The organism is Clostridium pabulibutyricum, assembly GCF_058242705.1.
In genome coordinates, this window is sequence record NZ_JBZAYZ010000014.1 from 1 (window position 1) to 24538 (window position 24538).

The 24538-nt window shown below is 34.2% G+C and carries 22 protein-coding genes, 2 riboswitches and 2 other annotated features; of the genes, 20 read left to right on the top strand and 2 right to left on the bottom strand.

What is annotated here, in order from left to right; translation table 11 throughout:
* The first annotated feature begins 334 nt into the window (after nt 1-334).
* Nucleotides 335-509, top strand: a riboswitch (Lysine riboswitch).
* 112 nt (nt 510-621) lie between these two features.
* The 4 genes from AC4CVH_RS13245 (at nt 622) to AC4CVH_RS13260 (ending at nt 5362) form a co-directional block, all read left to right on the top strand.
* Entirely contained in the window at nt 622-2070 is a 1449-nt protein-coding gene (locus AC4CVH_RS13245) for an amino acid permease (RefSeq protein ID WP_490788217.1), read from the top strand.
* Nucleotides 2071-2127: 57 nt separating this feature from the next.
* Nucleotides 2128-2357, top strand: a binding site (T-box leader).
* A gap of 79 nt (nt 2358-2436) precedes the next feature.
* Nucleotides 2437-4131 carry an arginine--tRNA ligase gene (gene argS, locus AC4CVH_RS13250; protein WP_490788218.1) on the top strand — a complete coding sequence of 565 codons (1695 nt, stop codon included), beginning with the start codon at nt 2437-2439 and terminating at the stop codon, nt 4129-4131.
* A gap of 23 nt (nt 4132-4154) precedes the next feature.
* On the top strand, nt 4155-4952 hold the full coding sequence (locus tag AC4CVH_RS13255; protein WP_490788219.1) for a ribonuclease H-like domain-containing protein: 798 nt from the start codon (nt 4155-4157) through the stop codon (nt 4950-4952).
* A 29-nt stretch (nt 4953-4981) separates the two neighbouring features.
* Nucleotides 4982-5362, top strand: coding sequence for a CBS domain-containing protein (locus AC4CVH_RS13260; protein ID WP_490788220.1), 381 nt, complete (start codon nt 4982-4984; stop codon nt 5360-5362).
* 186 nt (nt 5363-5548) lie between these two features.
* Here the strand turns inward: AC4CVH_RS13260 and feoB are convergent, their stop codons facing one another.
* Entirely contained in the window at nt 5549-7327 is a 1779-nt protein-coding gene (gene feoB, locus AC4CVH_RS13265) for a ferrous iron transport protein B (protein WP_490788221.1), read from the bottom strand.
* A gap of 106 nt (nt 7328-7433) precedes the next feature.
* A complete protein-coding gene (locus AC4CVH_RS13270) occupies nt 7434-7655 on the bottom strand; it encodes a FeoA family protein (RefSeq protein WP_490788222.1) in 222 nt (73 codons plus the stop codon).
* A gap of 166 nt (nt 7656-7821) precedes the next feature.
* Nucleotides 7822-7926, top strand: a riboswitch (SAM riboswitch).
* A 71-nt stretch (nt 7927-7997) separates the two neighbouring features.
* Between AC4CVH_RS13270 and AC4CVH_RS13275 the strand changes: the two genes are divergently transcribed.
* The 16 genes from AC4CVH_RS13275 (at nt 7998) to trpD (ending at nt 24538) form a co-directional block, all read left to right on the top strand.
* Entirely contained in the window at nt 7998-8966 is a 969-nt protein-coding gene (locus tag AC4CVH_RS13275; protein ID WP_490788223.1) for a methionine ABC transporter ATP-binding protein, read from the top strand.
* Entirely contained in the window at nt 8956-9612 is a 657-nt protein-coding gene (locus tag AC4CVH_RS13280) for a methionine ABC transporter permease (RefSeq protein WP_490788224.1), read from the top strand. Before AC4CVH_RS13275 ends, AC4CVH_RS13280 begins: the two co-directional genes overlap by 11 nt.
* Nucleotides 9613-9728: 116 nt before the next feature.
* Complete coding sequence (locus AC4CVH_RS13285; RefSeq protein WP_490788225.1) at nt 9729-10454, top strand: HAD-IB family hydrolase; 726 nt, start codon at nt 9729-9731, stop codon at nt 10452-10454.
* Nucleotides 10455-10541: 87 nt separating this feature from the next.
* A complete protein-coding gene (locus AC4CVH_RS13290) occupies nt 10542-11192 on the top strand; it encodes a ribonuclease H-like domain-containing protein (protein WP_490788226.1) in 651 nt (216 codons plus the stop codon).
* 21 nt (nt 11193-11213) lie between these two features.
* A complete protein-coding gene (locus AC4CVH_RS13295) occupies nt 11214-11918 on the top strand; it encodes a FadR/GntR family transcriptional regulator (protein ID WP_490788290.1) in 705 nt (234 codons plus the stop codon).
* A 623-nt stretch (nt 11919-12541) separates the two neighbouring features.
* The gene (locus tag AC4CVH_RS13300) at nt 12542-14080 is read left to right on the top strand and encodes an L-lactate permease (RefSeq protein ID WP_490788227.1); all 1539 of its coding nucleotides are present in this window, start codon (nt 12542-12544) and stop codon (nt 14078-14080) included.
* A gap of 104 nt (nt 14081-14184) precedes the next feature.
* The gene (gene larA, locus AC4CVH_RS13305; RefSeq protein ID WP_490788228.1) at nt 14185-15459 is read left to right on the top strand and encodes a nickel-dependent lactate racemase; all 1275 of its coding nucleotides are present in this window, start codon (nt 14185-14187) and stop codon (nt 15457-15459) included.
* A 54-nt stretch (nt 15460-15513) separates the two neighbouring features.
* Nucleotides 15514-16302, top strand: a complete 789-nt coding sequence (locus AC4CVH_RS13310) for an electron transfer flavoprotein subunit beta/FixA family protein (protein WP_490788229.1) — start codon at nt 15514-15516, stop codon at nt 16300-16302.
* Between the two features lie 49 nt (nt 16303-16351).
* Nucleotides 16352-17557 carry an electron transfer flavoprotein subunit alpha/FixB family protein gene (locus tag AC4CVH_RS13315; RefSeq protein ID WP_490788230.1) on the top strand — a complete coding sequence of 402 codons (1206 nt, stop codon included), beginning with the start codon at nt 16352-16354 and terminating at the stop codon, nt 17555-17557.
* Nucleotides 17558-17600: 43 nt separating this feature from the next.
* Nucleotides 17601-19016: an FAD-binding oxidoreductase gene (locus AC4CVH_RS13320; RefSeq protein ID WP_490788231.1), complete on the top strand. Its 1416-nt coding sequence runs from the start codon at nt 17601-17603 to the stop codon at nt 19014-19016.
* Between the two features lie 196 nt (nt 19017-19212).
* Nucleotides 19213-19695 carry a stage V sporulation protein AC gene (gene spoVAC / locus AC4CVH_RS13325; protein WP_490788232.1) on the top strand — a complete coding sequence of 161 codons (483 nt, stop codon included), beginning with the start codon at nt 19213-19215 and terminating at the stop codon, nt 19693-19695.
* Nucleotides 19696-19697: 2 nt separating this feature from the next.
* Nucleotides 19698-20699: a stage V sporulation protein AD gene (gene spoVAD, locus AC4CVH_RS13330; protein WP_490788233.1), complete on the top strand. Its 1002-nt coding sequence runs from the start codon at nt 19698-19700 to the stop codon at nt 20697-20699.
* 28 nt (nt 20700-20727) lie between these two features.
* Entirely contained in the window at nt 20728-21081 is a 354-nt protein-coding gene (gene spoVAE / locus AC4CVH_RS13335; protein WP_490788234.1) for a stage V sporulation protein AE, read from the top strand.
* Nucleotides 21082-21146: 65 nt separating this feature from the next.
* Nucleotides 21147-21467: a binding site (T-box leader), on the top strand.
* A 52-nt stretch (nt 21468-21519) separates the two neighbouring features.
* The gene (trpE, locus tag AC4CVH_RS13340; protein WP_490788235.1) at nt 21520-22947 is read left to right on the top strand and encodes an anthranilate synthase component I; all 1428 of its coding nucleotides are present in this window, start codon (nt 21520-21522) and stop codon (nt 22945-22947) included.
* Nucleotides 22948-23529, top strand: coding sequence for an anthranilate synthase component II (locus AC4CVH_RS13345; RefSeq protein ID WP_490788236.1), 582 nt, complete (start codon nt 22948-22950; stop codon nt 23527-23529). It abuts the gene before it with no gap.
* Complete coding sequence (trpD, locus tag AC4CVH_RS13350) at nt 23519-24538, top strand: anthranilate phosphoribosyltransferase (RefSeq protein ID WP_490788237.1); 1020 nt, start codon at nt 23519-23521, stop codon at nt 24536-24538. Before AC4CVH_RS13345 ends, trpD begins: the two co-directional genes overlap by 11 nt.

Consider the following 24538-nt stretch of genomic DNA (forward strand, 5'->3'; position numbering starts at 1 on the left):
CCTTTTTCCTTATATCCCTTAATCATTCTGTTTATATGTCTAACAGTGCAGCCTAACTCAATTGCAGCTCTCTGCTTGTTACCATTACTATCTATTAACTTCTTAATAACTTTATATTTTAATTCTTCATTCATTTTTAAATATACCTTTCTAATCATGTCCACCTCATTTCTTTGTCATGAGGTTTATTATATTATAAATTTGCTTTTTGGGACATAATCAACTTTGGTATACTAAGACATTATCATCTTTCGTTCATAAAATCCTTCTTGTTTGATAATTTTTTTGTTGACTAATTTTATAATATGGTTCATAATGTTATAAGTAAATAAACATATAGGATAGAGGAGCATTATTTATTAGTAAAACGGCTGAGGTAAGCACAATGAAGCCGTATTGAAAGGAAATTTTGCCGAAACATGCATCAAAAGCTTGGTTGTTGCAATGTTGGTTTTGTATAAAATATATGCAAAACTGTCACAATGATTTTGTGGAGAGCTATCATTCAGAGTGAAGCAATCAAATGTTATGCAATGAACATTGTATAGAAATAGATGCCTTGAGTGATGTTATTCTCAAGCATCTTTATTTTTTTATAAAATTTGTGCAAGGAGGAACAAAATGCAAAATACTTTAAAGGATGAATCAAATGAAGGAAATCATCTAAAAAGAGGTCTCAAGGCAAGACATTTGAATATGATTGCACTTGGTGGTGCTATTGGGACAGGAATATTTTTAGCACTTGGAGATACAATAAAACAGGCTGGACCAGGCGGGGCACTGGTGGCATATGTTTGTATAGGAATAATGGTATATTTTTTAATGACAAGCCTTGGTGAAATGGCTACATTTATGCCTGATTCAGGATCATTTGGAACTTATGCGACAAAATTTGTTGATCCTGCATTTGGATTTGCACTTGGATGGAATTACTGGTATAATTGGTCAATTACGGTAGCTGCAGAGATGGTTGCAGGAGCAGTTATAATGAAGTTTTGGTTTCCTTCCGTGCCTTCTATAGTATGGAGTGTAATATTTCTTACTATAATAGTAGCTTTGAATCTCCTTTCTGCAAAAGCTTATGGTGAATCGGAATTCTGGTTTGCAGGAATAAAAGTTGCTACAGTAATAATATTTTTGATTGTTGGTGTAATAACCATATTCGGAATATTTAATGGAAATCCTATTGGACTCAAAAATTTTACTATTGGTCAGGCACCTTTTGTAGGAGGAGCGAAATCTATATTCCTTGTGTTTTTGATTGCAGGATTTTCTTTTCAGGGAACAGAGCTTGTAGGAGTGGCTGCAGGTGAAAGTGAGGATCCAGGGAAAACTATACCGAAGGCTATAAATACGATATTTTGGAGGATAATAATATTTTATCTTGGTACAATAGTTGTAGTAGGAGCGATTATACCATATACTAGAGCAGGAGTCGAAACGAGTCCATTTACAATGATATTTAAAGAGGCTGGAATAGCAGGAGCTGCATCGATCATGAATGCGGTTATACTTACTTCGGTACTGTCTTGTGGAAATTCGGGTATGTATGCGTCTACTAGAATGTTGTATGCAATGGCAAATGCAGGCAAAGCTCCAAAGATCTTTGGAAAGGTGAATTCAAGAGGAGTTCCTGTAAATGCAGTTATAGTTACCACAATAGTGGCATCTGCATGTTTTTTAACGGGACTTTATGCTGAAAGTTCAGTTTATGTATGGCTTGTAGCTGCATCTGGTTTGTCGGGATTTATAGCATGGCTGGGAATAGCTGCATGCCATTATAGGTTTAGGCGGGCATGTATTGTTCAAAAAAAGGATTTATCAAAGCTTAAATATAGGGCAAAGTGGTTTCCTATAGGTCCAATAATAGCATTTCTTCTTTGTGCAGTTGTAGTTTTAGGTCAGGGAATTACATATTTTGAAAGTACTAAAATAGATTGGGGAGGAGTAATATCTTCCTATATAGGATTGCCCCTGTTTCTTTTGTTGTTTATAATTTACAAGAAAAAAATGTCGACCAAGATTATAAATCTGGAAGATGTAGATTTAAGCCATTTTGACGAAATTTAGATGGAAATTGTGCTGGTGTTGACAATATTGACATCTTAGTAATATAATTAATTGAAAATTATTCTTATGATTGGGAAAGTATTTTTTAACTGTATTTTAAGCGAGCAGGAATTTGGTGGAAGCCTGTATCTACGTTGAGAATGAAAAGAGCCCGGGAGGAACTTATTAAAAGTGTCGGGTGTCGGCAAAAAATAAGTCGAAGAAAGCCGCGTTAAGGCTTAGAGAGGGCAGCATAGTGATAAATACTGCCAACTAGAGTGGTACCGCGATAAAGACACGTCTCTTCTGCAAGGTGAGAGATATGTCTTTTTTTATTTATTAGGTACTTTTAAATGTACAATTCAAGTAAAAGGAGATTTTTGCTTTATGGTAGATTATAAAAAGATAATAGCTCAGGGAATAAAGGAAAGCACTGGAATGGAAATTGATGAGGTATTGAGAATAATTGAAATACCACCTAAGTCAGAAATGGGGGATTTTGCATTCCCGTGTTTCTGTCTTGCAAAAGTTTTAAAAAGAGCACCAAATATTATTGCAGAAGATTTAAAAAATAAAATTGATGCAAAAAATTTCTCACGTATTGAAAATATGGGACCTTACCTTAATTTTTTTGTGGATAGAGAAATATTTTCAAGAGATGTAATAGATGAGGTGTTAAATAAAGGTGATAACTATGGAAAATCGCTTTCAGGAGAAGGAAAGAACATAGTTGTGGAATTTTCATCGCCCAATATTGCAAAGCCGTTTCATGTTGGTCATCTTTTCAGTACAGCTATAGGAAATTCATTATACAAGATAATGAGCTTTCAAGGATATAATTGCACAAGGATAAATCATTTGGGTGACTGGGGTACTCAGTTTGGAAAGCTCATATGTGCTTATAAGAAATGGTGTAATGAGGATGAACTAAAAAGAGATCCAATAAAGGAACTGCTTAGAATATACGTAAAATTTCATGATGAAGCGGAAAAAGATCCTTCATTGGAGAATGAAGGAAGAATGTATTTCAAGAAACTTGAAGATGGGGAAAAGGAAGAAGTACAACTATGGAAAAAATTTAAAGATTTAAGCCTGGAAAAATTTAGCGAGATATATAAAATACTTGGTGTTGAATTTGATTCCTACGCAGGCGAGAGCTTTTACACTGATAAAATGGATGATGTAATAACTGAAATTGAAGATAAGGGACTTTTAAAAACAAGCAATGGCGCAAAGGTTGTAATGCTTGATAAATTTAATATGCCGCCTTGTATAATAAAGAAGTCGGATGGAGCTACAATATATGCTACACGTGATCTTGCAGCAGCTATATACAGAAAAAAAACTTATGACTTTGATAAATGTATATATGTTGTTGGTATGGATCAATCGCTGCATTTCAGACAGGTTTTTACAACATTGAAGCTTATGGGAAATAAATGGGCGGATTCTTGTGTGCATGTTGGGTTCGGACTTGTAAAATTTGCAAACAAGAAGTTATCTACAAGGCATGGAGATGTAATATTTCTTGAAGACCTCTTAAAAAGATCAGTTGATGCAACTTATAAAATAATTGAAAATAAAAATCCAAACCTTGAAAACAAAGAGGAAGTTGCTAAAAAAATAGGAATAGGAGCTGTAATATTTACCTACCTCAAGAACAACAGAGAAAGAGACATAGTTTTTGACTGGGATGAAATGTTGAGTTTTGAAGGTGAGACAGGGCCATATGTTCAGTATAGTTATGCAAGAGGAAAAAGTATACTTAGAAAAGCAGGAAATTTAAAAACAGATATAAAACCTGGAAGTGCGAGTTCCAAAGAGGAATTTGAACTTGTAAAGATACTTTCCCAATTTGAAATGCATATAGAGGGTGCTTCAAAGAAGTTCGAGCCTTTTATGATAACAAGATATGTTATAGATGTTGCAAAAATGTTTAATAAATTTTATAATTCATGTAACATATTAAATACCGAGGATGAAGCAGTTAAAAAATTCAGACTTCAACTTGTAGAAGCTGTATGTCAGGTAATAAAAAATGCACTTTATCTTCTTGGAATAGATGTTGTCGAGAAAATGTAAAATTATATCACTGGGGGGTATCTATGGTTATTAAAAAGTACGAAGAAGAGTTTAAAATATCAAAAGATGCATTCTGCAAATATGACATGGGTGATATAGTTTACTTCGATATAGAAACAACAGGTTTTGATAGGAATAAAGATGTCATAATACTGATATCAGCAGGCAGATTTATTGATTGTAACAGATTTTCTATAACTCAATATTTTGCAGAATCACTTGAGGATGAAAGTGAAGTACTCTATAATTTTGGACGAGATATTTCAAAATGCGGGAAATGGTGTTCATATAATGGAATTGCTTTTGATGAACCTTTTATATGTGAAAGAATGCTTAGGTCAAGTATAGGTTTTGAACCTCCTGAGTATCATGAGGATTTATACCGCCATATAAGACCATACTATAAACATCTTGGAATGAAAAGGTGCAACTTAAAGACAGTGGAAAAATATATAGGTATAGAAAGAAAAGATAAAATAGATGGTGGAATGAGTGTGGATCTCTATAATGAATATTTGGAGAATGGAAGTCCCGAACTTGAAAATACAATATTACTCCATAACTATGAAGACGTACTTAATCTTCCAAAGATTCATGAGTTCTTGTATAAAATTGAAAATGACGATTCTATTGTGAGAGATTATTCTATTACACAGAAGCAGCTTAAATTTTTGACAAGCCTTGTAAAGAGAAATAATATAGAATTAAATATACGCATTGACAAAATTTCGAAGAAATCTGCTTCGCGGGTTATAGACTATATTCTAAAAGGTGGTAGAGATTCTTCGAAAATAAATGAAATGGTAAGTAAAAGTTATTAAAATTTATTTATTTTTGGGGAGGGATTAATTTGATTAAAGAAATAATGCGTTCCGACATATTTAAGCTAAAGACAAATGATACTTTGAAGAAGGCTATGGATATAATGCATGAACACAAGATAAATGGAGCTGCAGTTGTTGATTTTTCCGGAAAACTTGCAGGAATGATAGTTAAGGCGGACATATACAGGTTCCTTGTAGAGGAAGGCCATTATGATACGTGTCCGGTAGAATGGGTTATGACTAAAAAGGTTGTAACTGTAAAGAGCAGTGAAAGTATAATAGAGGCTTCAGTCAGGATAAGAAAGAATAATATAATATCAATGCCTGTGATAGATGATGACGGAATTGTACAGGGAATGGTATCAATTGAAGATATACTTGACTATTTTATAAAAAAAGAAGGATAAAAAATAAACTCCACCGTATGGTGGGGTTTATTTTTTATCCTTCTTTTTTTTTATTGCTGTGGCATTTGTATTGTTTATTGCAGTTTGTGCAGCAACAGTCATTGCCTTTAAGCTTTTTTCTGACAGTACAAAAGAGTATATATGACGCAAGTAAAACAATAATTAAAGTTATAATGATTTCTACAATCATTGAATTCCTCCATAAAATATTGCAGAGCCGGCCTTGAATACTATAAAAGATACTATCCAGGCAAGCAGGAACTGATATATAACTGAAAATACAGCCATTTTGTTTCCATATTCTTTTCTCATTGTAGATGTTGCGGATATACAGGGAGTATATAACAGAACAAATACAAGAAAAGAATAAGCAGAAACAGCGCTGAAGTAGTGGGGTAAAATTGATCCAAGATTGCTTCCATATATGATACCCATAGTACCGATTACTATTTCTTTTGCCATAAGTCCAGCTATAAGAGATACTGAATTCTGCCATGAGCCGTATCCCATGGGAGAAAATATTGGACTTATAAATTTGCCTATATAAGATAGTATGCTTTGATTCATAGGTACCATACCACTAAAATTGAAGTTTGACAAAAACCATATTAAAACTGACATAGAGAATATTATAGTACCTGCTTTTCTCAAAAAACCTTTGGCTTTCTCCCATGTGTGTGTGATTAGATTTTTTAAATTAGGGACATTGTACTTGGGAAGTTCTATTAAAAAAGGTTCTTCATCCTTCTTGAATATTGTATTTTTAAATAAAAGGCCTATTACAAATGCCAGGATTATTCCAAGTATATATAATGAAAAAACCACCTCGGTTTCCTTGCCTTTGAAAAAAGCGGATGCAAACAGTGCATATATTGGCAAACGTGCATTACAGGACATGAGCGGTATCAAAAGGGCTGTTAATTTTCTATCCTTTTCGCTTTCAAGAGTTCTTGAAGACATTATTCCCGGGACTGAACATCCAAAGCCTACAATAAGCGGTATAAAGGCTTTTCCGGAGAGTCCCATTTTTCTCATAAGTTTGTCCATTATAAGAGCGCCTCTTGCCATATAGCCGCTGTCTTCAAGAAATGATATTCCTAGAAAAAGACAGAAGATTATAGGAAAAAAAACAAGGATTGATCCTACACCTGAAATTATACCATCTACTAGAAGGGAGGTGAACCATGGGCTTGCAGATGAAAGAAGTTCTTTGAGGTACGGAGTTATGGAATTTGACAAATAGTTGCTGAATATATCTGCAACAGGCTGTCCTACCCAGTTGAAAGTAAACTTGAATATTAAAAATAATGCAAATAAAAATACAGGATAGGCTGCAAATTTGTTCAAAACTATTTTATCTATTTTTTCAGTATATGATATAGAAATGTTTTTGGTTTCGACTACGCATTTGGCAAGTATATTATTTATGAAGGAATAAGCCTCCTTTTCGTCTTCAAAATTAAAACTGTTTTTATCAGGGGGGATATGTAAAAATTGACTGCTTTCCAGTATCTCAATAAGGTTGTCCACGCCTTTGCCTTTTGCAGCGACTATTGGAATAGCTATAACACCAAGTTCTTTTTCTATCTTTTCAAAATTTATTTGTATACCGTTTTGAGATGCTATGTCCATCATATTAAAAACAAGTATTATAGGTTTATTAAAATGTTTTAACTGGGTTGTAAGGTATAAATTCCTGTTGAGGTTTGAGGCATCAACTATATTTATTATTACATCGGCATTATTGTTTTGAAGAAAATCCCTTGAGACTTTTTCTTCATTTGAATATGTGTCCATGGCATATATTCCAGGGAGATCCACAATTTTCATCTGGTTAAAATATCCTTCTTTTTTTTCAACTGTTACTCCAGGCCAATTACCAACATATTGGTCAGATCCAGTTAGGTTGTTGAAAAGAGATGTTTTTCCTACATTAGGATTGCCTAGTAAAGCTGCTGTAATCATTTAGTTCCTCCAAACATTTACTTTGATTTAATTGCATTAAAAAATACCATACTTATAGCATAATTATGGCAAAATAAAATATAAGAATTTATTTGTTCACTTGGAACTAGCATTGAACAAGAATATTTTTTGCATCGTTTTTCCGTATGGCCAAACTAAATCCTCTTAAGTCTATGATAAGTGGATCTCCAAGGGGGGCAAAAGTTTTAAGTGTTATCTCTGTTCCTTCAATACAGCCAAGAGCAAAAAGTCTTTTGACGAGTTTTTCATCACCTTTTATATCCGTTATAAAAGCCTTCTGACCTGGCTTCAAATCACAAATGCTCATAATTGCCAACTCCTCTTATCAATTTACATTGAAATCCATTATCAATTTATCTATCCTATATAGTAGCATTTTTTATTTAAGGTGTCAATCTGTAAAGCAAAGAGACATCTATTGACATAATAATTACTAATTGATATAATAAATTCCGTGAATTTAATACAACTTGAACTTATTTAGAGAGGTGGAGGGATCAGGCCCTTTGAAACCCGGCAACCAGTGCACTTACCGTATAATGGTGCTAATTCCTGCAGCGGAGGCTGAGAGATAAGATTATTTTGCTGATTATCTGAGGTTTTCCTCAGATTTTTGTTTTTTACACTAAGTATTGGAGGAAAGTAAGTTTTGATAGATATTAATAATGTAGGAAAAAAATTTGGAAATAAATATGTGCTTAAAGATGTAAGTCTGCATATAGAAAAAGGCGATATTTTTGGAATTGTTGGACATAGTGGCGCTGGAAAATCAACGCTTTTGAGGTGCCTAAACGGGCTTGAAACTTACGACACCGGCAGCATAAAGATAATGGATAAAGAAGTAAAAGAACTTGATAATAGAGAGATAAGAGCTTTTAGAAAGAATTTAGGAATGATATTTCAAAATTTTAATTTATTGAACAGAAAAAATGTATTTGATAATGTAGCTCTTCCTCTTGAAGTATGGAAATTGAGCAAGGACAAGGTAAAAGAAAGGGTATCTGAGCTTCTTGATATAGTTGGACTACAAGACAAGGCAGAAAGTATGCCAAGGAGATTAAGTGGCGGACAGAAACAGAGAGTTGCAATTGCAAGGGCTCTTGCCTTGAGTCCGAATATACTTTTGTGTGACGAAGCTACGTCTGCACTTGACCCAAATACTACAAAGTCAATACTTGATCTTTTAAAACATATAAATAAAAAATTGAACATAACAATAGTTGTTGTTACCCATCAAATGGAAGTTATCAAGGAAATATGCAACAAGGTGGCAATTATAGATGAAGGAGAAATAAAACAGTTCGGCGATGTAGAAGATATATTTTTAAAACCTGAAAAAAATTTAAAAAAGTTGCTTGGATCAGACAATATGCTGCCGGGGGAAGGTTTGAACCTGAGAATATATTTTCCGAAGGAAATAAGTCAGGGAAATCTTATAAGTTCAATGGCAATAGATTTGAATATAAAATTTTCAATAGTGTGGGGGAAACTTGAAAAGTTCAGGGACGATGTACTCGGAAGTCTTGTAATAAACATAAATGATGAGGATAAAGAAGTCATATGTAATTATCTTTCATCAAAAAATGTAGCATGGGAGGTAGAAAATAATGCAATTTAGTGAAATATTTCAGGAAGTTCTTGCTCCAGCCATAGGACAAACTCTCTATATGGTTTTAGTATCAACTTTTCTTGCTGTTATTATAGGATGTATTCCGGCGGTATTTTTAATAGTGACGGAAGAACATGGATTGAAACCGAATAAGGTTGTATATCAAATACTGGATGTGATAGTGAATTTATTAAGGTCTTTTCCATTTATAATACTTATGATAGCAATTTTTCCGTTTACAAGACTTATTGTAGGAAAAGCTATAGGAACAACTGCAGCTATAGTACCAATTACAATAGCCTCAGCACCTTTTGCAGCAAGAGTAATTGAGTCGTCGCTTAAAGAAATAGATCCGGGCATAATAGAAGCTGCAAAGTCTTTTGGCGCAAGCAATGTTCAGATAATATTCAAAGTAATGTTCAAGGAGGCGCTTCCTTCGATAGTACTTGGAATAACACTTACTACCATAGTTGTTGTAGGATGTTCTGCCATGGCAGGTACGGTTGGAGCAGGGGGACTCGGTGATGTTGCTTTAAAGTATGGATATTATAGGTTTGAAACCAATGTCATGGTATATACGGTAGTCATACTTATAGTACTTGTTCAATTGATACAGAGTATTGGAAATTTTATATATAAAAAACTTAATAGATAATTTAGATCGCCTCAAGTGGAGTATGTTAATTTTACTGCTTGGGGTTGTTATTTATGCTAGAATAGGTATAAATAACTTTTGAAGTAAAATTATAATATTGTGTAAGGAGGCATCATATGAGTATAGCAGCATTTTTTGATATAGATGGAACTTTATATAGAGAGGGACTTATGACTGAAGTATTTAAAAAGTTGGTGAAATATGAAATAATTCCTCCTGATAGATGGTACAAGGAAGTAAAACCGGAGTATGAAAGATGGGATAAGAGACAGGGAAATTATGATAATTACCTGCTCAAGATGGCAGATATTTATATAGAAGCAATAAAGGGCCTTTACAAGTCGCAGGTGGAATTTATAGCAAGACGAGTAATAGCACAGAAAGGTGACAGGGTATATACTTATACTAGGGACAGAATAAAATGGCATAAAAAGAATGGACACAAGGTAATAACGATATCCGGCAGTCCCATAGAACTTGTTAGGGAAATGTCAAAGAAATATGGATTTGATGATTATGTAGGAGCTAGATATATAATTGATGATAATAATGTATACACAGGGGAAGTAGTGCCTATGTGGGATAGCGCCAGCAAGAAGATTGCAATAGAAAATTTTGTTAGAAAATATAATATAGATCTTGAAAAAAGCTATAGTTATGGAGATACTGCAGGGGATTTTGACATGCTAAAGCTCGTTGGAAATCCAACTTGTGTAAACCCTACAAGAGAACTTATAAAAGAGGCGATTTCAAATAGCGCTTTAATGCATAAGATACGCATAGTAGTAGAGAGAAAGGATATGATTTATAATTTGGATCCTTCATGTATAAAAATCCTATGAAAAAATTGAAATGATTATGTTAACTATATATCTAAAATGATATAATAATATGTGATGCATGTAAGAGACTTAGAAAAGAGTGGTAAGGTGATAGAAAGGTGTAATGAAATACAGGTTAAGAGGCCTGAAAGTAAAAAGGCCTTGAAGATTGACAGAAATAAATTTATCTTAAAAGATGCTTTGTTTTTTGATCTTGAACATTATATATATAAAAAACCTATATGCATAGGTGTATTTGGATGTTGCCTTTATGATTGGGATAATGAGGTTATAAAAGTAACTCAATATATGATAGAAAACAAAAACGATGCAAAAGCTATACTTAAGATATCCGAAGATTATTTTCAAAAAATGTATGATGCCGGGAAAAGGTATATTGTTACATTTTCAGGAAACAATGATTTTACAGTGATAAAATATTTGTTCAAGAAATATGATTTGAAGTTTAATTTCGAAGAACATTTTTCACATATTGATCTTCAGAGGGAATATGAGAAAATAATGCATAAGTCAATAGGACTCAAAGCACTTGAAAAAGAATTTGGAATAGTGAGGGCAAGTGATGTTATAAGCGGTTCAAATCTCGCAAAGACATTCTGCAAGATAGTTAGAGATTGTAAGTATATAAAAAGAATGCCTGTCGAAAAAAGAGACAAGATATTGCTTTATAATGAACAGGATGTAGTTAGTTTGATTGATATGTATATAAACTGGGAAAACGTCTTAAAAATTGATTAGCAAGAGAAGGAGATTATTATGATTTTTCGTCCAATAAAAAGTACAAAAGTTTATGAACAGGTTATAGAACAAATAAAAAATATGATTGTTGATGGGACATTAAAGAAAGGAGACAGACTTCCTTCGGAGAGAGAGCTTGTTGAAAATCTTGAAGTAAGCAGAACATCTGTGAGAGAGGCTATAAGAGCGCTTCAGATTATGGGACTTATAGAATGTAGACAAGGTGAAGGTAATTTTATAAAACAAAATTTTGAGAATACTCTTCTTGAACCAATTTCAATAATGTTTATGTTACAGGAGAGCAATCCTAATGAGATATTAGAAGTAAGAAAGATAATAGAAACTGAAACTGTAGCACTTGCTGTTGACAAGATAACAACTGAGCAACTTGAGGATTTGAAGAAAATATCAGATTCTTTTAAGGTATGCAGAGACGAGAATAAAAATGTGAAATATGATAAAGAATTTCACTACAAGATTGCAAAAGCATCAGGTAACCTTTTAATAATAAATATACTGAATGCAATGTCATCACTTATGGATTCATTTTTAAAGGATGCTAGAAAGAAAATACTTGTAGACGAAGGAAATGTAATGGTACTTGCAAATCAACACGAACTTATATATCAGGCTATAAGGGATAAAAACGCTCAAAGAGCATCCATGGAAATGAGAAAACATCTTGATTTTACAAACGAATATATAAAGAGGAACGCAGAGGAATAGTTAAAGATATATCATAAATAATATAAAAGACATATGAAATAAGTTATGTATTATCATATGGGTATGCTTATCATTTACGTTCAATTCAAAGAAATGAGCAATTATGTACATATAAGCTCAGCAATATACCCATATATTCACACGCAATTTGGTTCTAAAGATAATATTTTTTATAATGATAATTATTTCAATTGAAAAATAGCTTAATTATTTAGAAATTAATACGTTATTTTTATAACTATTGTAGAATTATAGAGGAATATATGGTATATTATATATAACAACTGGTAGTACCATAGTACCAGTTGAAGAAAAAGAAATTTTTAATTTTATTATTTAAAAAATTTGAATTAATTTATAGTTCTTTGAAAAAAATATATTTGTTAATTTATTAACAAAGAAAACAGCATATTTTTATAAAGTTAAAAAATAGGAAAAAAGTTTTATAAATGACAATCCCCGCTGTAAACGTTGTTACAAGCTAAACAATGCTTCATTTAAGCCAATGAAAACGATGTTAAGTTAATAACAATTATAGAAAGCGCTAAAATATTGTGGTACACTTAAGAAAATGAATGGTGGTACTACCATAGTACCATATAATATAGTCTGGGGGGAAAAGAATGTTATTTTTAAAATTTTTATTAGCTATATTACCAATTCTTTGGCTTGTAATCGCATTGAGTAAGTTAAAAATGCCAAGCCATAAAGCGTGCCTTATTGCACTTGTTATTACAATAATTTTAGCAGTTGGTTTTTGGAAATTAAATGTTGTTTACACTGCATCAGCAGTATTGGAGGGATTATTAAATGCCCTATGGCCTATTTGTTTAGTTATTATTGCAGCTTTGTTTACCTATAATTTAACTTTACGTACAGGTGCTATGGACTCAATAAGAGAAATGTTAGCTAGAGTTTCTATCGACAAAAGAGTTTTAGTATTACTTATTGGATGGGGATTTGGTAACTTCATGGAAGGTATGGCAGGATTTGGTACGGCAGTTGCTATTCCAGCATCTATGCTTGCAGGGGTTGGTTTGAATCCAATTGCATCAGTTGTAGCTTGTTTAGTTGCCAATAGTACACCAACTGCATTTGGATCAGTTGGAATACCACTTGTAACACTTTCATCAGTAACTGGAATTGCATCACATACATTGGCAGCAAATACAGTTATGATTGAATTAATTCTTACTTCTATTAGCCCATTTATTATGGTATGTATTGTAGGTGGTGGAATAAAGGCATTAAAAGGAGTACTTCCTATTACTATAATAGCAGCAGTGTCATTTGTACTTCCTTGGTATGTTACAGCAACTGTAGTTGGAGCTGAACTTCCAAATATAGTAGGTTCTATTTGCTGTATGGTCTGTATAGTTATTGCGGCAAAAATCTTTAATAAAAAACCTGCAGATGAGTATTGCATAAAAACTGATGATAAAAAAGAAGGACTGGATTTATCTTTAGGAAAAGCAGTAGAAGCATGGAGCCCATTTATTTTAATATTCGTATTGTTAATAATTACATCAACTTTATTTCCGGCAATTAATCACTTGATTGCAAAATATAAAACGGTTGCTGTTGTATATGCTGGGCAAGGTGGTGGTAAGCTCACTTTTAGTTGGGTTAATACACCAGGTATCATTATTTTTGTTGCTGCAATTATTGGCGGATTTATTCAAAAGGCAAAAGTATCAACCATGTTAGATGTATTGGGAAATACTCTAAAAGCAAACTGGAAAGCAATGGCTACAATTTGTGCAGTTATGGCGGTAGCAAAAGTAATGGGTTACAGTGGAATGATTGCAGATATTGCAAGCCTTTTGGTTATAGCTACAGGAAGAGCATATCCGGTAATTTCGCCGCTAATTGGAGCTATTGGAGCATTCGTTACAGGATCAGGTACGTCAACCAGCGTTTTGTTTGGAGGATTGCAGGCAAAAACAGCTCAAAACCTTGGACTTTCTGCATCATGGATGGCAGCAGCAAATGTTCTTGGAGCAGGTGTTGGAAAGATGATATGTCCTCAAAGTATTGCAATTGGTACAACTGCAATTAATAAATCTGGTTCAGAAAGTGAAATCTTAAGAAGTGTATTTAAGTATTTTATACTTTATGTAGTTATCTCTGGTATTGTGTGCTTAGTAGGAACATTGATATAAGTCTATTAATAGCATAATTGGAAGTTTACAAATAAGAGATTGTTCAGGTATAAAAAACGGATATATATTATAAAATTTATATATAATAAATGGAGGGATTAATTGTGGCTAAAATAAAATTGCCTTACAGTAAAAAAATGATTGATATTGAAATCGATGACAAAAACTTGGCTGGAGTACTTGAATCAAAGGCAGGAGAATACAAAACGGATCTTACCCAGGAGCAAATAGTAGAGAAGGCATTGGATAATCCTATAGGTTCTCCAAAACTAGAGGAGCTTGTAAAAGGCAAGAAGAACATGGTTATAATAAGCAGTGACCATACAAGGCCTGTACCAAGCAAAGTCATAATGCCGATACTTTTGAAAAGAATAAGAAAAGTAAATCCTGTTATTGATATAAAAATACTTATAGCCACAGGTTTTCACAGACCTAGTACGAAAGAGGAACTTATAAACAAATTCGGTGAAGAGATAGTAAAAAATGAAAAAATAATAATACATGATTCTAGGGATGAAAGAAGTCTTGTTAAAATAGGTACTCTTCCATCAGGTGGAGAACTTATAATAAATAAATTAGCTGTTGAAACCGAACTTTTGATTGCAGAGGGTTTTATAGAATCACATTTCTTTGCAGGATTTTCAGGTGGAAGAAAAAGTGTACTTCCAGGTATTGCATCTGCGAAAACAGTTATGGCAAACCATTGTTCCGAGTTTATAGCGAGTCCTAATTCAAGAACAGGAATACTTGAAAACAACCCTATTCACAAAGATATGCTTTATGCTGCTGAAAAGGCAAAACTTGCATTTATAATAAATGTAGTTATAGACAGCGATAAAAAAATAATAAATGCTTTTGCTGGCCACAGCAAGCTGGCTCATGAAGATGGGTGCGAGTTTGTAATGAATTTGTCTAAAGTTAACAAAGTTGATGCAGACATAGCAATTTCAACTAATGGAGGATATCCACTTGATCAGAATATATATCAGTCGGTTAAGGGAATGACTGCTGCAGAAGCTACGTGCAGAGATGGTGGAGTAATAATCATGGTTGCTGCATGTAACGATGGTCATGGCGGAGAAGGCTTTTACAACAATCTCGTCAATGTAAAAACTCCTGGAGAATTTCTTGAAAATGTAGCTAAAGTTCCAAGAGGTGAGACTGTTGCTGATCAGTGGGAATCACAAATACTTGCTAGAATACTGGATAAACATACTGTAATTATGGTAACCGACATGTGTGATCCTGAATTAATAAAGAATATTCATATGCAGCATGCAAGTACTTTTAAAGAGGCCTTAGACAGAGCATATGATATTGTTGGAAAAAGCGCCAGGGTTGCAGTTATACCTGATGGTGTTGCTGTAATTGTAAGATAAATTTATAATTTGTAGATAATATATAAAATATAATAAATTTTGGAGGTAGTTTAAATGGATATATTAGTATGTATAAAACAAGTTCCGGGAACGTCAAAAGTTGAAGTTGATCCGGTAACAGGGGTTTTGAAGAGAAATGGAATAGATTCAAAGATGAACCCATATGACTTGTTTGCCCTTGAAACGGCATTAAAGCTTAAAGAAAAACACGGTGGCACAATAAAAGTTATAAGCATGGGACCTCCACAGGCTACAGATGTAATAAAAGAAGCGTATATGATGGGTGCTGATGAGGGAATGCTTTTGTCAGACAGGAAGTTTGCAGGAGCAGATGTGCTTGCAACATCGTATACAATATCTCAGGGAATAAGAAAAATGGGGCATATAGATGTAATATTATGTGGAAAGCAGACAACTGATGGAGATACCGCACAGGTTGGACCTGAAATGGCAGAATATCTAAAAATACCACATATAGCAAATGTAATAAGCATTGAAGATGTAAAGAATGATTCTATGGTAGTAAAAATGGATATGCCAAATACTGTGGAAGTTGCTGATATAAAATTCCCCTGCCTCTTAACTGTAGACAAGGACATATTCCAGCCAAGACTTCCATCTTATAGAAAAAAGCTTGAGACAAAGGATAGAGAGATTGGGATGTTGAGCCTTAGGGATTTTGAGGATAAAGATGAAAATAAATATGGATTAAATGGATCGCCAACTCAGGTTGAAAAGATTTTCCCGCCGGAAGTAAATACAGACAAGGAAATTTGGAATGGAACAAACGATGAGCTTTCAAGACGACTTACAGACAAACTCATAGAACTCAAGTTTGTTTAATATAATACAATCTTTTATTTATTTTTAAACATTTAGGAGGAATTTAAAGATGGGTAGATTAGTAGTTCACAATGAAAAGCTGAATTCACAAAATATAGAAGAGTTGATTAATATATGTCCTTTTGGAGCCATGCAGGAAAAAGACGGAAAAATTGAAGTGACTGCAGCCTGTAAGATGTGCAAACTTTGTGTAAAAAAGGGACCTAAAGGGGTAATGGAGTTTGTAGAAGACAAAGTCCAGAAGATAGATAAAAGCAAATGGAGAGGAATTGCAGTATATGTTGACCATGTAGAAGGAAATATTCACCCGGTTACGTATGAACTTATAGGCAAGGCAAAAGAACTTGCAGCTAAAATAAATCAACCTGTATATGCAGTGTTTGTTGGATACGATATAAAAGATAAAGCAAGTGAACTTTTACATTATGGCATAGATGAAGCTTTTGTATATGATTATGAAGAATTGAAGGATTTTAGAATAGAACCGTATACGGCTGCACTTGAAGACTTTATAAATAAAATCAAACCTGGTACATTTCTAGTCGGTGCGACTACAGTTGGAAGATCACTTGCTCCTAGGGTAGCGGCAAGATTCAGGACAGGACTTACAGCTGATTGTACAATACTTGATATGAGAGAGAATACTGATCTAGTTCAAATAAGACCTGCATTTGGTGGCAATATAATGGCAAAGATTTTGAACCCGAACCACAGACCACAGCTTGCTACTGTAAGATACAAAGTCATGGATGCAGCTTGTAGAGCAGATGGAATTTCAGGAAAAGTAACTGTTGCATCCATTGATAAAAACAAATTGAAATCAGGAATAAGTGTAATTAAAGTTATAAAGAAAGTTGTTGAAGAAGATATATCTGAAGCAGATGTAATAGTTGCGGCAGGCAGAGGAGTTAAGTCCGAAAAAGACATGAACATGATAAAAGAGCTTGCAAATTTACTTGGAGCACAAGTAGCAACAACTAGACCACTTATAGAAGCAGGATGGGCAGATGCAAAAAAACAGATAGGATTAAGCGGCAGAACTGTTAAACCAAAACTTATAATTACATGTGGTGTATCAGGAGCAGTCCAGTTTGTTGCAGGGATGAACAATTCAGATACTATAATTTCAATAAATACTGATCCAAAGGCACCTATATTCGATGTAGCACATTATGGCATTGTGGGAGACTTGTATGACATATTACCAAAGCTTATAGAAAATATAAAAAATGGAAATGCTGCAGAAGTTGTATAGAATTTGACAGGTTGATTTTAAAATAAAGTTTGGAGGGAAAAACATGGAGGCAACATATACTAAAAAATATAAAAAGTTGGATAACAATGATATAAAATTTTTGTTAGGCTTGCTTGGAGAAGATAGAGTAATTTATGGGGAAAGTATAAGTTCTGATTTCAGCCATGATGAATTGGGAGGCGTTAGCAAATTCCCTGATGTGGTAGTAAATGTTTTAAATTCCAAGGAAGTATCTGAAATAATGGGTTATGCGTACGACAACAATATTCCAGTAGTAGCTAGAGGTTCAGGTACTGGACTTGTAGGTTCATCAGTACCTGTAGAGGGTGGAATAATGATAAACCTTACAAATATGAATCATATACTTGAACTCGATGAAGATAACTTGACTCTGACACTTGAACCAGGTGTGCTTCTTATGGATGTAGCTAAATATGTTGAAGACCACGATCTTTTCTATCCACCGGATCCTGGTGAAAAATCTGCTACAATTGGCGGAAACATAAGCACAAATGCAGGTGGTATGAGAGCGGTAAAGTATGGAGTTACAAGGGATTATGTAAGAGGGCTTGAAATAGTTCTTCCAAATGGAAAAATAATAGAAGCAGGAGGAAAAGTTGTAAAGAACAGTTCAGGTTACAGCATAAAGGATTTGGTGTGTGGATCTGAAGGTACACTTGGAATAATAACGAAAATAGTATTGAAGCTTCTTCCACTGCCAAAGAAATCAATAAGCCTTCTTGTACCATTTCCAGATCTCGACAAGGCTATAAGTACGGTACCGAAAATAATAAAATCAAAATCAATACCTACAGCGATAGAATTCATGCAGAGAGAAGTTATACTTGCAGCGGAAGAATTCCTCGGGAAAAAATTCCCCGACAATTCATCAGATGCGTATCTTCTTTTAACATTTGATGGAAACACCAAGGAGCAAATAGAGGCAGACTACGAAAAGGTAGCCGATATATGCCTTGAAGAAGGTGCACTTGATGTATATATTACTGATACAGATGAAAGAAAAGAAGCAGTTTGGTCTGCAAGAGGAGCTTTCCTTGAAGCAGTTAAGGCAACTACTACCGAAATGGATGAATGTGATGTTGTAGTTCCAAGAAATAGAGTTGCAGAATTTGTTAAATTTACTGTGGAAGCCGAGAAAAAATTTGACATAAGAATAAGAAGCTTCGGCCATGCAGGGGATGGAAATCTTCACGTATATATTCTGAGAGATGATCTTTCAAAGAAGGATTGGGACAAAAAGTTAAGTGATGTATTTGATGCTATGTATAATAAGGCGGATTCACTTGGAGGTCTTGTTTCCGGTGAACATGGAATAGGATATGCAAAGAAAAAGTATATGTCTAGACAATATGGAGAAGCCTACATGGAACTTATGAGAAACATAAAACTGGCTTTTGATCCAAAGAATATATTGAATCCAGGGAAGGTTTGCGAGTAATATAATTTAAAATAGATTGTATGTATATTTATATACTTTATACAATAAATATTTACCTCTAATAATAATTAAATAGCGAAATAAGATCGGCGTGGGCTTAAACACGCCGGTCTTATTTCGCTATTTTTTAAAAGTAATAATTATATAAACATGTGGTTAAACTATTTATAAGTTTAATGTTAGGAGGATAGAGATTATGTCTTCAAGTAAAGATGAGAATTTAAAACCTGAGCAAAAAAAGTATCAGGAGTTTGCAGAAACTAAAGTTCCAAAGAGAAAGGTACTTTTAAACTGCAGCAGGGCCTTTCTTGTTGGAGGTTGTATATGCGTATTTGACCAGGCACTTCAATTCATGTTTATAAAGTATTTTAACTTTACAGAGGAAAATGCTGGAAATCCAGCCTCTGCAATACTTATTATAATAGCAACTCTTCTTACAGGGTTTGGAGTTTTTGATCATATAGCGCAGTGGGCTGGTGCAGGTACGTCAGTTCCTATTACTGGATTTGCAAATTCCATAGCTTCAGCAGCTATAGAACACAGGACTGAAGGATATGTTTTGGGAGTTGGAGGAAATATGTTTAAAATAGCGGGGTCGGTTATAACGTTTGGGGTATTTTCTGCGTTTGTAGTGGCTATACTCAGTATGATTATAAAGTGGTTGGGTGGTGTTATATAGATATGCTTTCGGGAAATCAGTCATTTGTGTTTAACTCAAAGCCTGCAATTTTGTCACATTCTGCAGTATGCGGGCCTTTTGAATCTAAGAGTCCCATGGCAGATGAATTTGACAAGATATTTGACGATATATGGCTTGGACAGGATAGTTTTGAAAAAGCTGAAAAGAAGCTCCTCGAGGAATCATGTAATCTTGCTGTTGAAAAGTCCAATATAAAAAAGGAGGATATAAATTTTTTCATAAGTGGTGACCTTATGAATCAGATAACTCCAAGCAGTTTTGCTGCAAGAACACTTTCCATACCATACATTGGCATATTCGGGGCATGTTCAAGTTCAATGGAAGGTCTTGCAATGGCAGGGCTTCTTGTTGACAGCGGATCTGCAAATTATGTGCTTACAGGCACGGTAAGCCACAATGCTGCGGTGGAGAAGCAGTTCAGATATCCAACGGAATATGGAAGTCAGAAACCGCCTACATCTCAATGGACTGTAACAGGATCAGGTTCCGTTGTAGTTGGAAAATCAGGCTCAGGGCCTAAAATAACCTCCGCTACTGTAGGAAAAGTAATTGATATGGGGGTTTCTGATCCATTCAATATGGGAGAAGCTATGGCTCAGGCGGCAGTTGATACCATTGAAGCTCATTTCAGAGACTTGAACAGGCAACCTTCCTACTATGATATTGTTGTCACCGGAGATCTTGGAAAAATAGGGCATAAAATTTCAGAAGAAATTTTAAAAAAAGATGGAATTGAATTTGCACCTGGAATTTTTAATGATTGTGGGATGATGATTTATAGTGATGAGCAGCCTGTATTTGCAGGAGGGAGTGGATGTGGCTGCTCGGCAGTTGTAACTTATGGTCATTTTCTAAGGGAAATGGAAAATAAAAAATTAAAAAAAATACTTATTGTTGCAACAGGTGCGCTTATGTCACCTATGTCATATCAACAGAAAGAAAGCATACCGAGTATTGCGCATGCAGTTTCCATAGAGATATAAAAATAAATTTAAAGGAAGGTGAGCTTAATTGGAAAAATTTTTATGGGCTTTTCTTGTAGGAGGGGGTATATGCGTAATTGGTCAAATAATGATGGATGTATTTAAGCTTACTCCGGCTCATACCATGACGACATTTGTAGTTGTAGGTGCCATTTTGGGAGGGCTTGGTTGGTATGAACCACTTGTCAGATTTGCTGGAGCAGGGGCATCTGTACCTATAAGCAGTTTTGGAAATGCACTTGTAAAAGGTGCACTTATGGAGGCGGACAGATATGGAATAATAGGTGTTCTTACAGGTACATTCGAGGTTACAAGTGCTGGAATATCAGCTGCAATAATTTTTGGATTTATAGCATCCCTTATATTTAAGCCTAAAGGATAAAATTGTATAAAGCTATTGACAAATGTATTCATAGCATATATATTAATATTAAAGTTAATGTATAATTAGATTTTATGATCAGAAGTAGTAGATATTTTAAGCTTGGCTAAAGAGAGTCTGGTATGGTGGAATCCAGATGCTGTAGTTGATATTGAATGGATCTGTGAGAAACAAGGTGAATTTTAAGTAGCCGACAGTCGGGGTGTCTTCCGTTAAAAAAGACAAAGTATCGAGAATAATTTCTCTGTGCTTTTAGAGTGAGTTTTATATTTGGGTGGCTTGAAAATAGTGCATTTCTTCCTAAAGGGAGAAATGCTTTTTACGTTCATCCACTATTTAAAGCTAACATGGGTGGTACCGCGAGGCCAAGACATTTCGTCCCATTATGGATGAAGTGTCTTTATTTTTATAAAAAATAAAATTGAAAGGATTGATTATGTGAATTTAAATGAAGAGAAATTTAGAATGCTTAAAGAGAAGAATGTAGTTTTCCCTGTTATTTGTGAGTTAAACGGGGATGAATTGACTCCAATTAATATATTCTATAATCTTCGAGGCGAGAACAAAATAATAATGGAAAGTGCTGAGTTTGCCCAAAAGAAAGGAAGATATTCTTTTATAGCCTCTGATCCATATATGAAAGTAAAGAGCTTTGGAGAGGCAATAACAGTAGAAAAAGAAAATACAACTTTTAATGTTAAAGGTAAAATTATAGACTATATGAAAAGTTTTTTGGAGGTAGATTATGAAAAAGAGTTTATTGACACACCTTTTGCAGGAGGAGCCATTGGATATTCAGGTTACGATATAATAAAGCAATATGAAAAAATAAGTCAGGATAATTTTGATGACTTGAATATACCAGAAGCATATTTTATGTTATATAAAAAATTTATATGCTATGATCATCTAAAACACAATGTAATTTTTGTATATAATGTTTTTCACGAAGATTTATGTGATTATGAGGAAGTATGTAAAAATCTTTCTGAACTTAGAAAGCAGATAATTAAAAAAACAAGTATTCATAATATTTCTAATAATAATACAAAATATAAATTTACATCAAACTGCAGTAAAGAGAACTTTTGCAGAAAAGTGGACAAGGCAAAGGAATATATAAAAAAAGGCGATATATTTCAAGTTGTAATATCACAGCGAATAAAGTGCAGAAGTGATCTGGGTGCGTTTGATATATATAGAAAACTTAGACATGAGAATCCATCGCCATACCTTTTTTATATGGATTTTGGAACATTTCAGATTGTAGGTTCCTCTCCTGAAAGGCTTGTAAGCGTTCAGGAAGATGTGGTGGTCACAAATCCTATAGCAGGTACAAGGAGAAGAGGCATGGATAAATTTGAAGATAAGCGTTTGGAGAAAGAGCTGCTTGAAAATGAGAAGGAAAGAGCTGAACATGTAATGCTTGTTGATCTTGGACGAAATGATATAGGAAGAGTAAGTGAATTTGGAAGTGTAAGTGTTACAAGATTTATGGAAGTTGAAAAATACTCGCATATTATGCATATGGTATCTGAAGTTTCAGGAAAACTAAAGAAAGATATATCAAGTTTTGATGCATTTGTAGCTTGTCTACCTGCAGGTACGGTATCGGGTGCCCCTAAGATACGAGCAATGGAAATAATAGATGAAATTGAAGATAGAAAAAGACTTTTGTATGCAGGGGCTGTAGGATATTTTTCCTATAATAAAAATATGGACATGTGTATTGCAATAAGAAGTCTTGTGTTCAAAGATAGTTTTGCTTATATACAATCAGGGGGAGGGATAGTATATGATTCAAATCCAGAAGATGAATATGAGGAATCCATGAACAAAGCGAAAGCACTTATGGAGGTGGTATGAATGATCCTTGTAGTTGATAATTATGATTCATTTACCTACAATCTAGTCCAGTATATAGGTGAACTTTATCCGAAAGTTAATGTAGTAAGGAATGATGAAGTAGAAATAGATGATATAGCTAGAATGAATAATATAGATGGTATAGTAATATCTCCGGGACCAGGCAGACCTGAAGATGCAGGTATATGCGTAGACATTGTCAAAGAATATGCAAAATTTGTTCCGATTCTCGGGATATGTCTTGGACATCAAGCTGTAGCAAAAGCTTTCGGGGGACATGTTATACATGCAAAGGATATAAAACATGGAAAAATTTCCGCTGTGAATCATACAGAGGATAATATATTTAAAAATGTAAGAAATCCTATAGATGTTATGAGGTATCACTCACTTGTTGTAGAAAAGAATTCTATAAAGTCGCAATTTTATGAAATTGCTGAAAGCACTGACGGAGTGGTTATGGGAATTAAACATAAGAAATATCCAGTATATGGCCTTCAATTTCATCCGGAATCAATACTTACTCAATGTGGCCGTGATATAATAAAAAATTTTTTAAAGGAGATATGTCATGTTAGTTGATACTATGAGAAAAGTTACAGCTGGTAAAGATCTTTCTGAATATGAATCAGAAGAGGCGATGAAAAGAATAATATCCGGAAAGGAAGCACAGTCGGTTGTTGGGGGGTTCTTGATTGCGTTGAAGATGAAGGGCGAGACAGTCTCTGAAATAACGGGTTGTGCAAAAGCAATGAAAGAAGCTGCACTAAATGTAGATTTAAATTGCAATTATGCGATTGATACCTGCGGTACAGGTGGAGATGGAGGAAGGACGTTTAATATTTCAACTGCGGCTGCAATTATAGCCGCATCAGGAGGAGTAAAGGTTGCAAAACACGGGAACAGGGCAATATCTAGTAAGAGTGGAAGTGCTGACGTTTTGCAGGAGCTTGGAATAAATATAAATCTTGACAGAGACAGTGTAGTAAAGTGCATAAATCATACTGGAATAGGTTTTTTATTTGCACCGAAATATCATAGTGCCATGAGAAATGTTGCACCTGTGAGAAGAGAACTTGGTATAAGAACTATATTTAATATATTGGGTCCGCTTACAAATCCCGCAAAGGTAAAAGGGCAGGTATTTGGCGTATATAAAAAGCAGCTCTTGATGCCTGTGTCTGCTGCATTGTCAAAGCTTGGATGTGAAAGGGCGATGGTAGTATGCAGTGATGACGGACTTGACGAGATAACGACAACAGGGAAGACGTATGTAAGTGAAGTTGTATGCGGAAATATAAGAAATTACACTATAGAACCAGGTGATTTTAACATAAGTACCTCGTCTATTGAAAGTATAAATGGAGGAACGGCAAAAGAGAATGCAAAGATAATTGTTGATATATTCAAAGGAAAAAAAGGACCTGAAAGGGATGTAGTTATATTAAACAGTGCAGCGGCGCTTTATGTCGGAAAAATGGCAGACAGCATGAAAGATGGAATATCCATGGCAGATGAACTTGTTGACTCAGGAAAAGCTTATAGAAAACTTCATGAGTTTGTTGAATTTAGCAGAAAATTTTCAAATTGA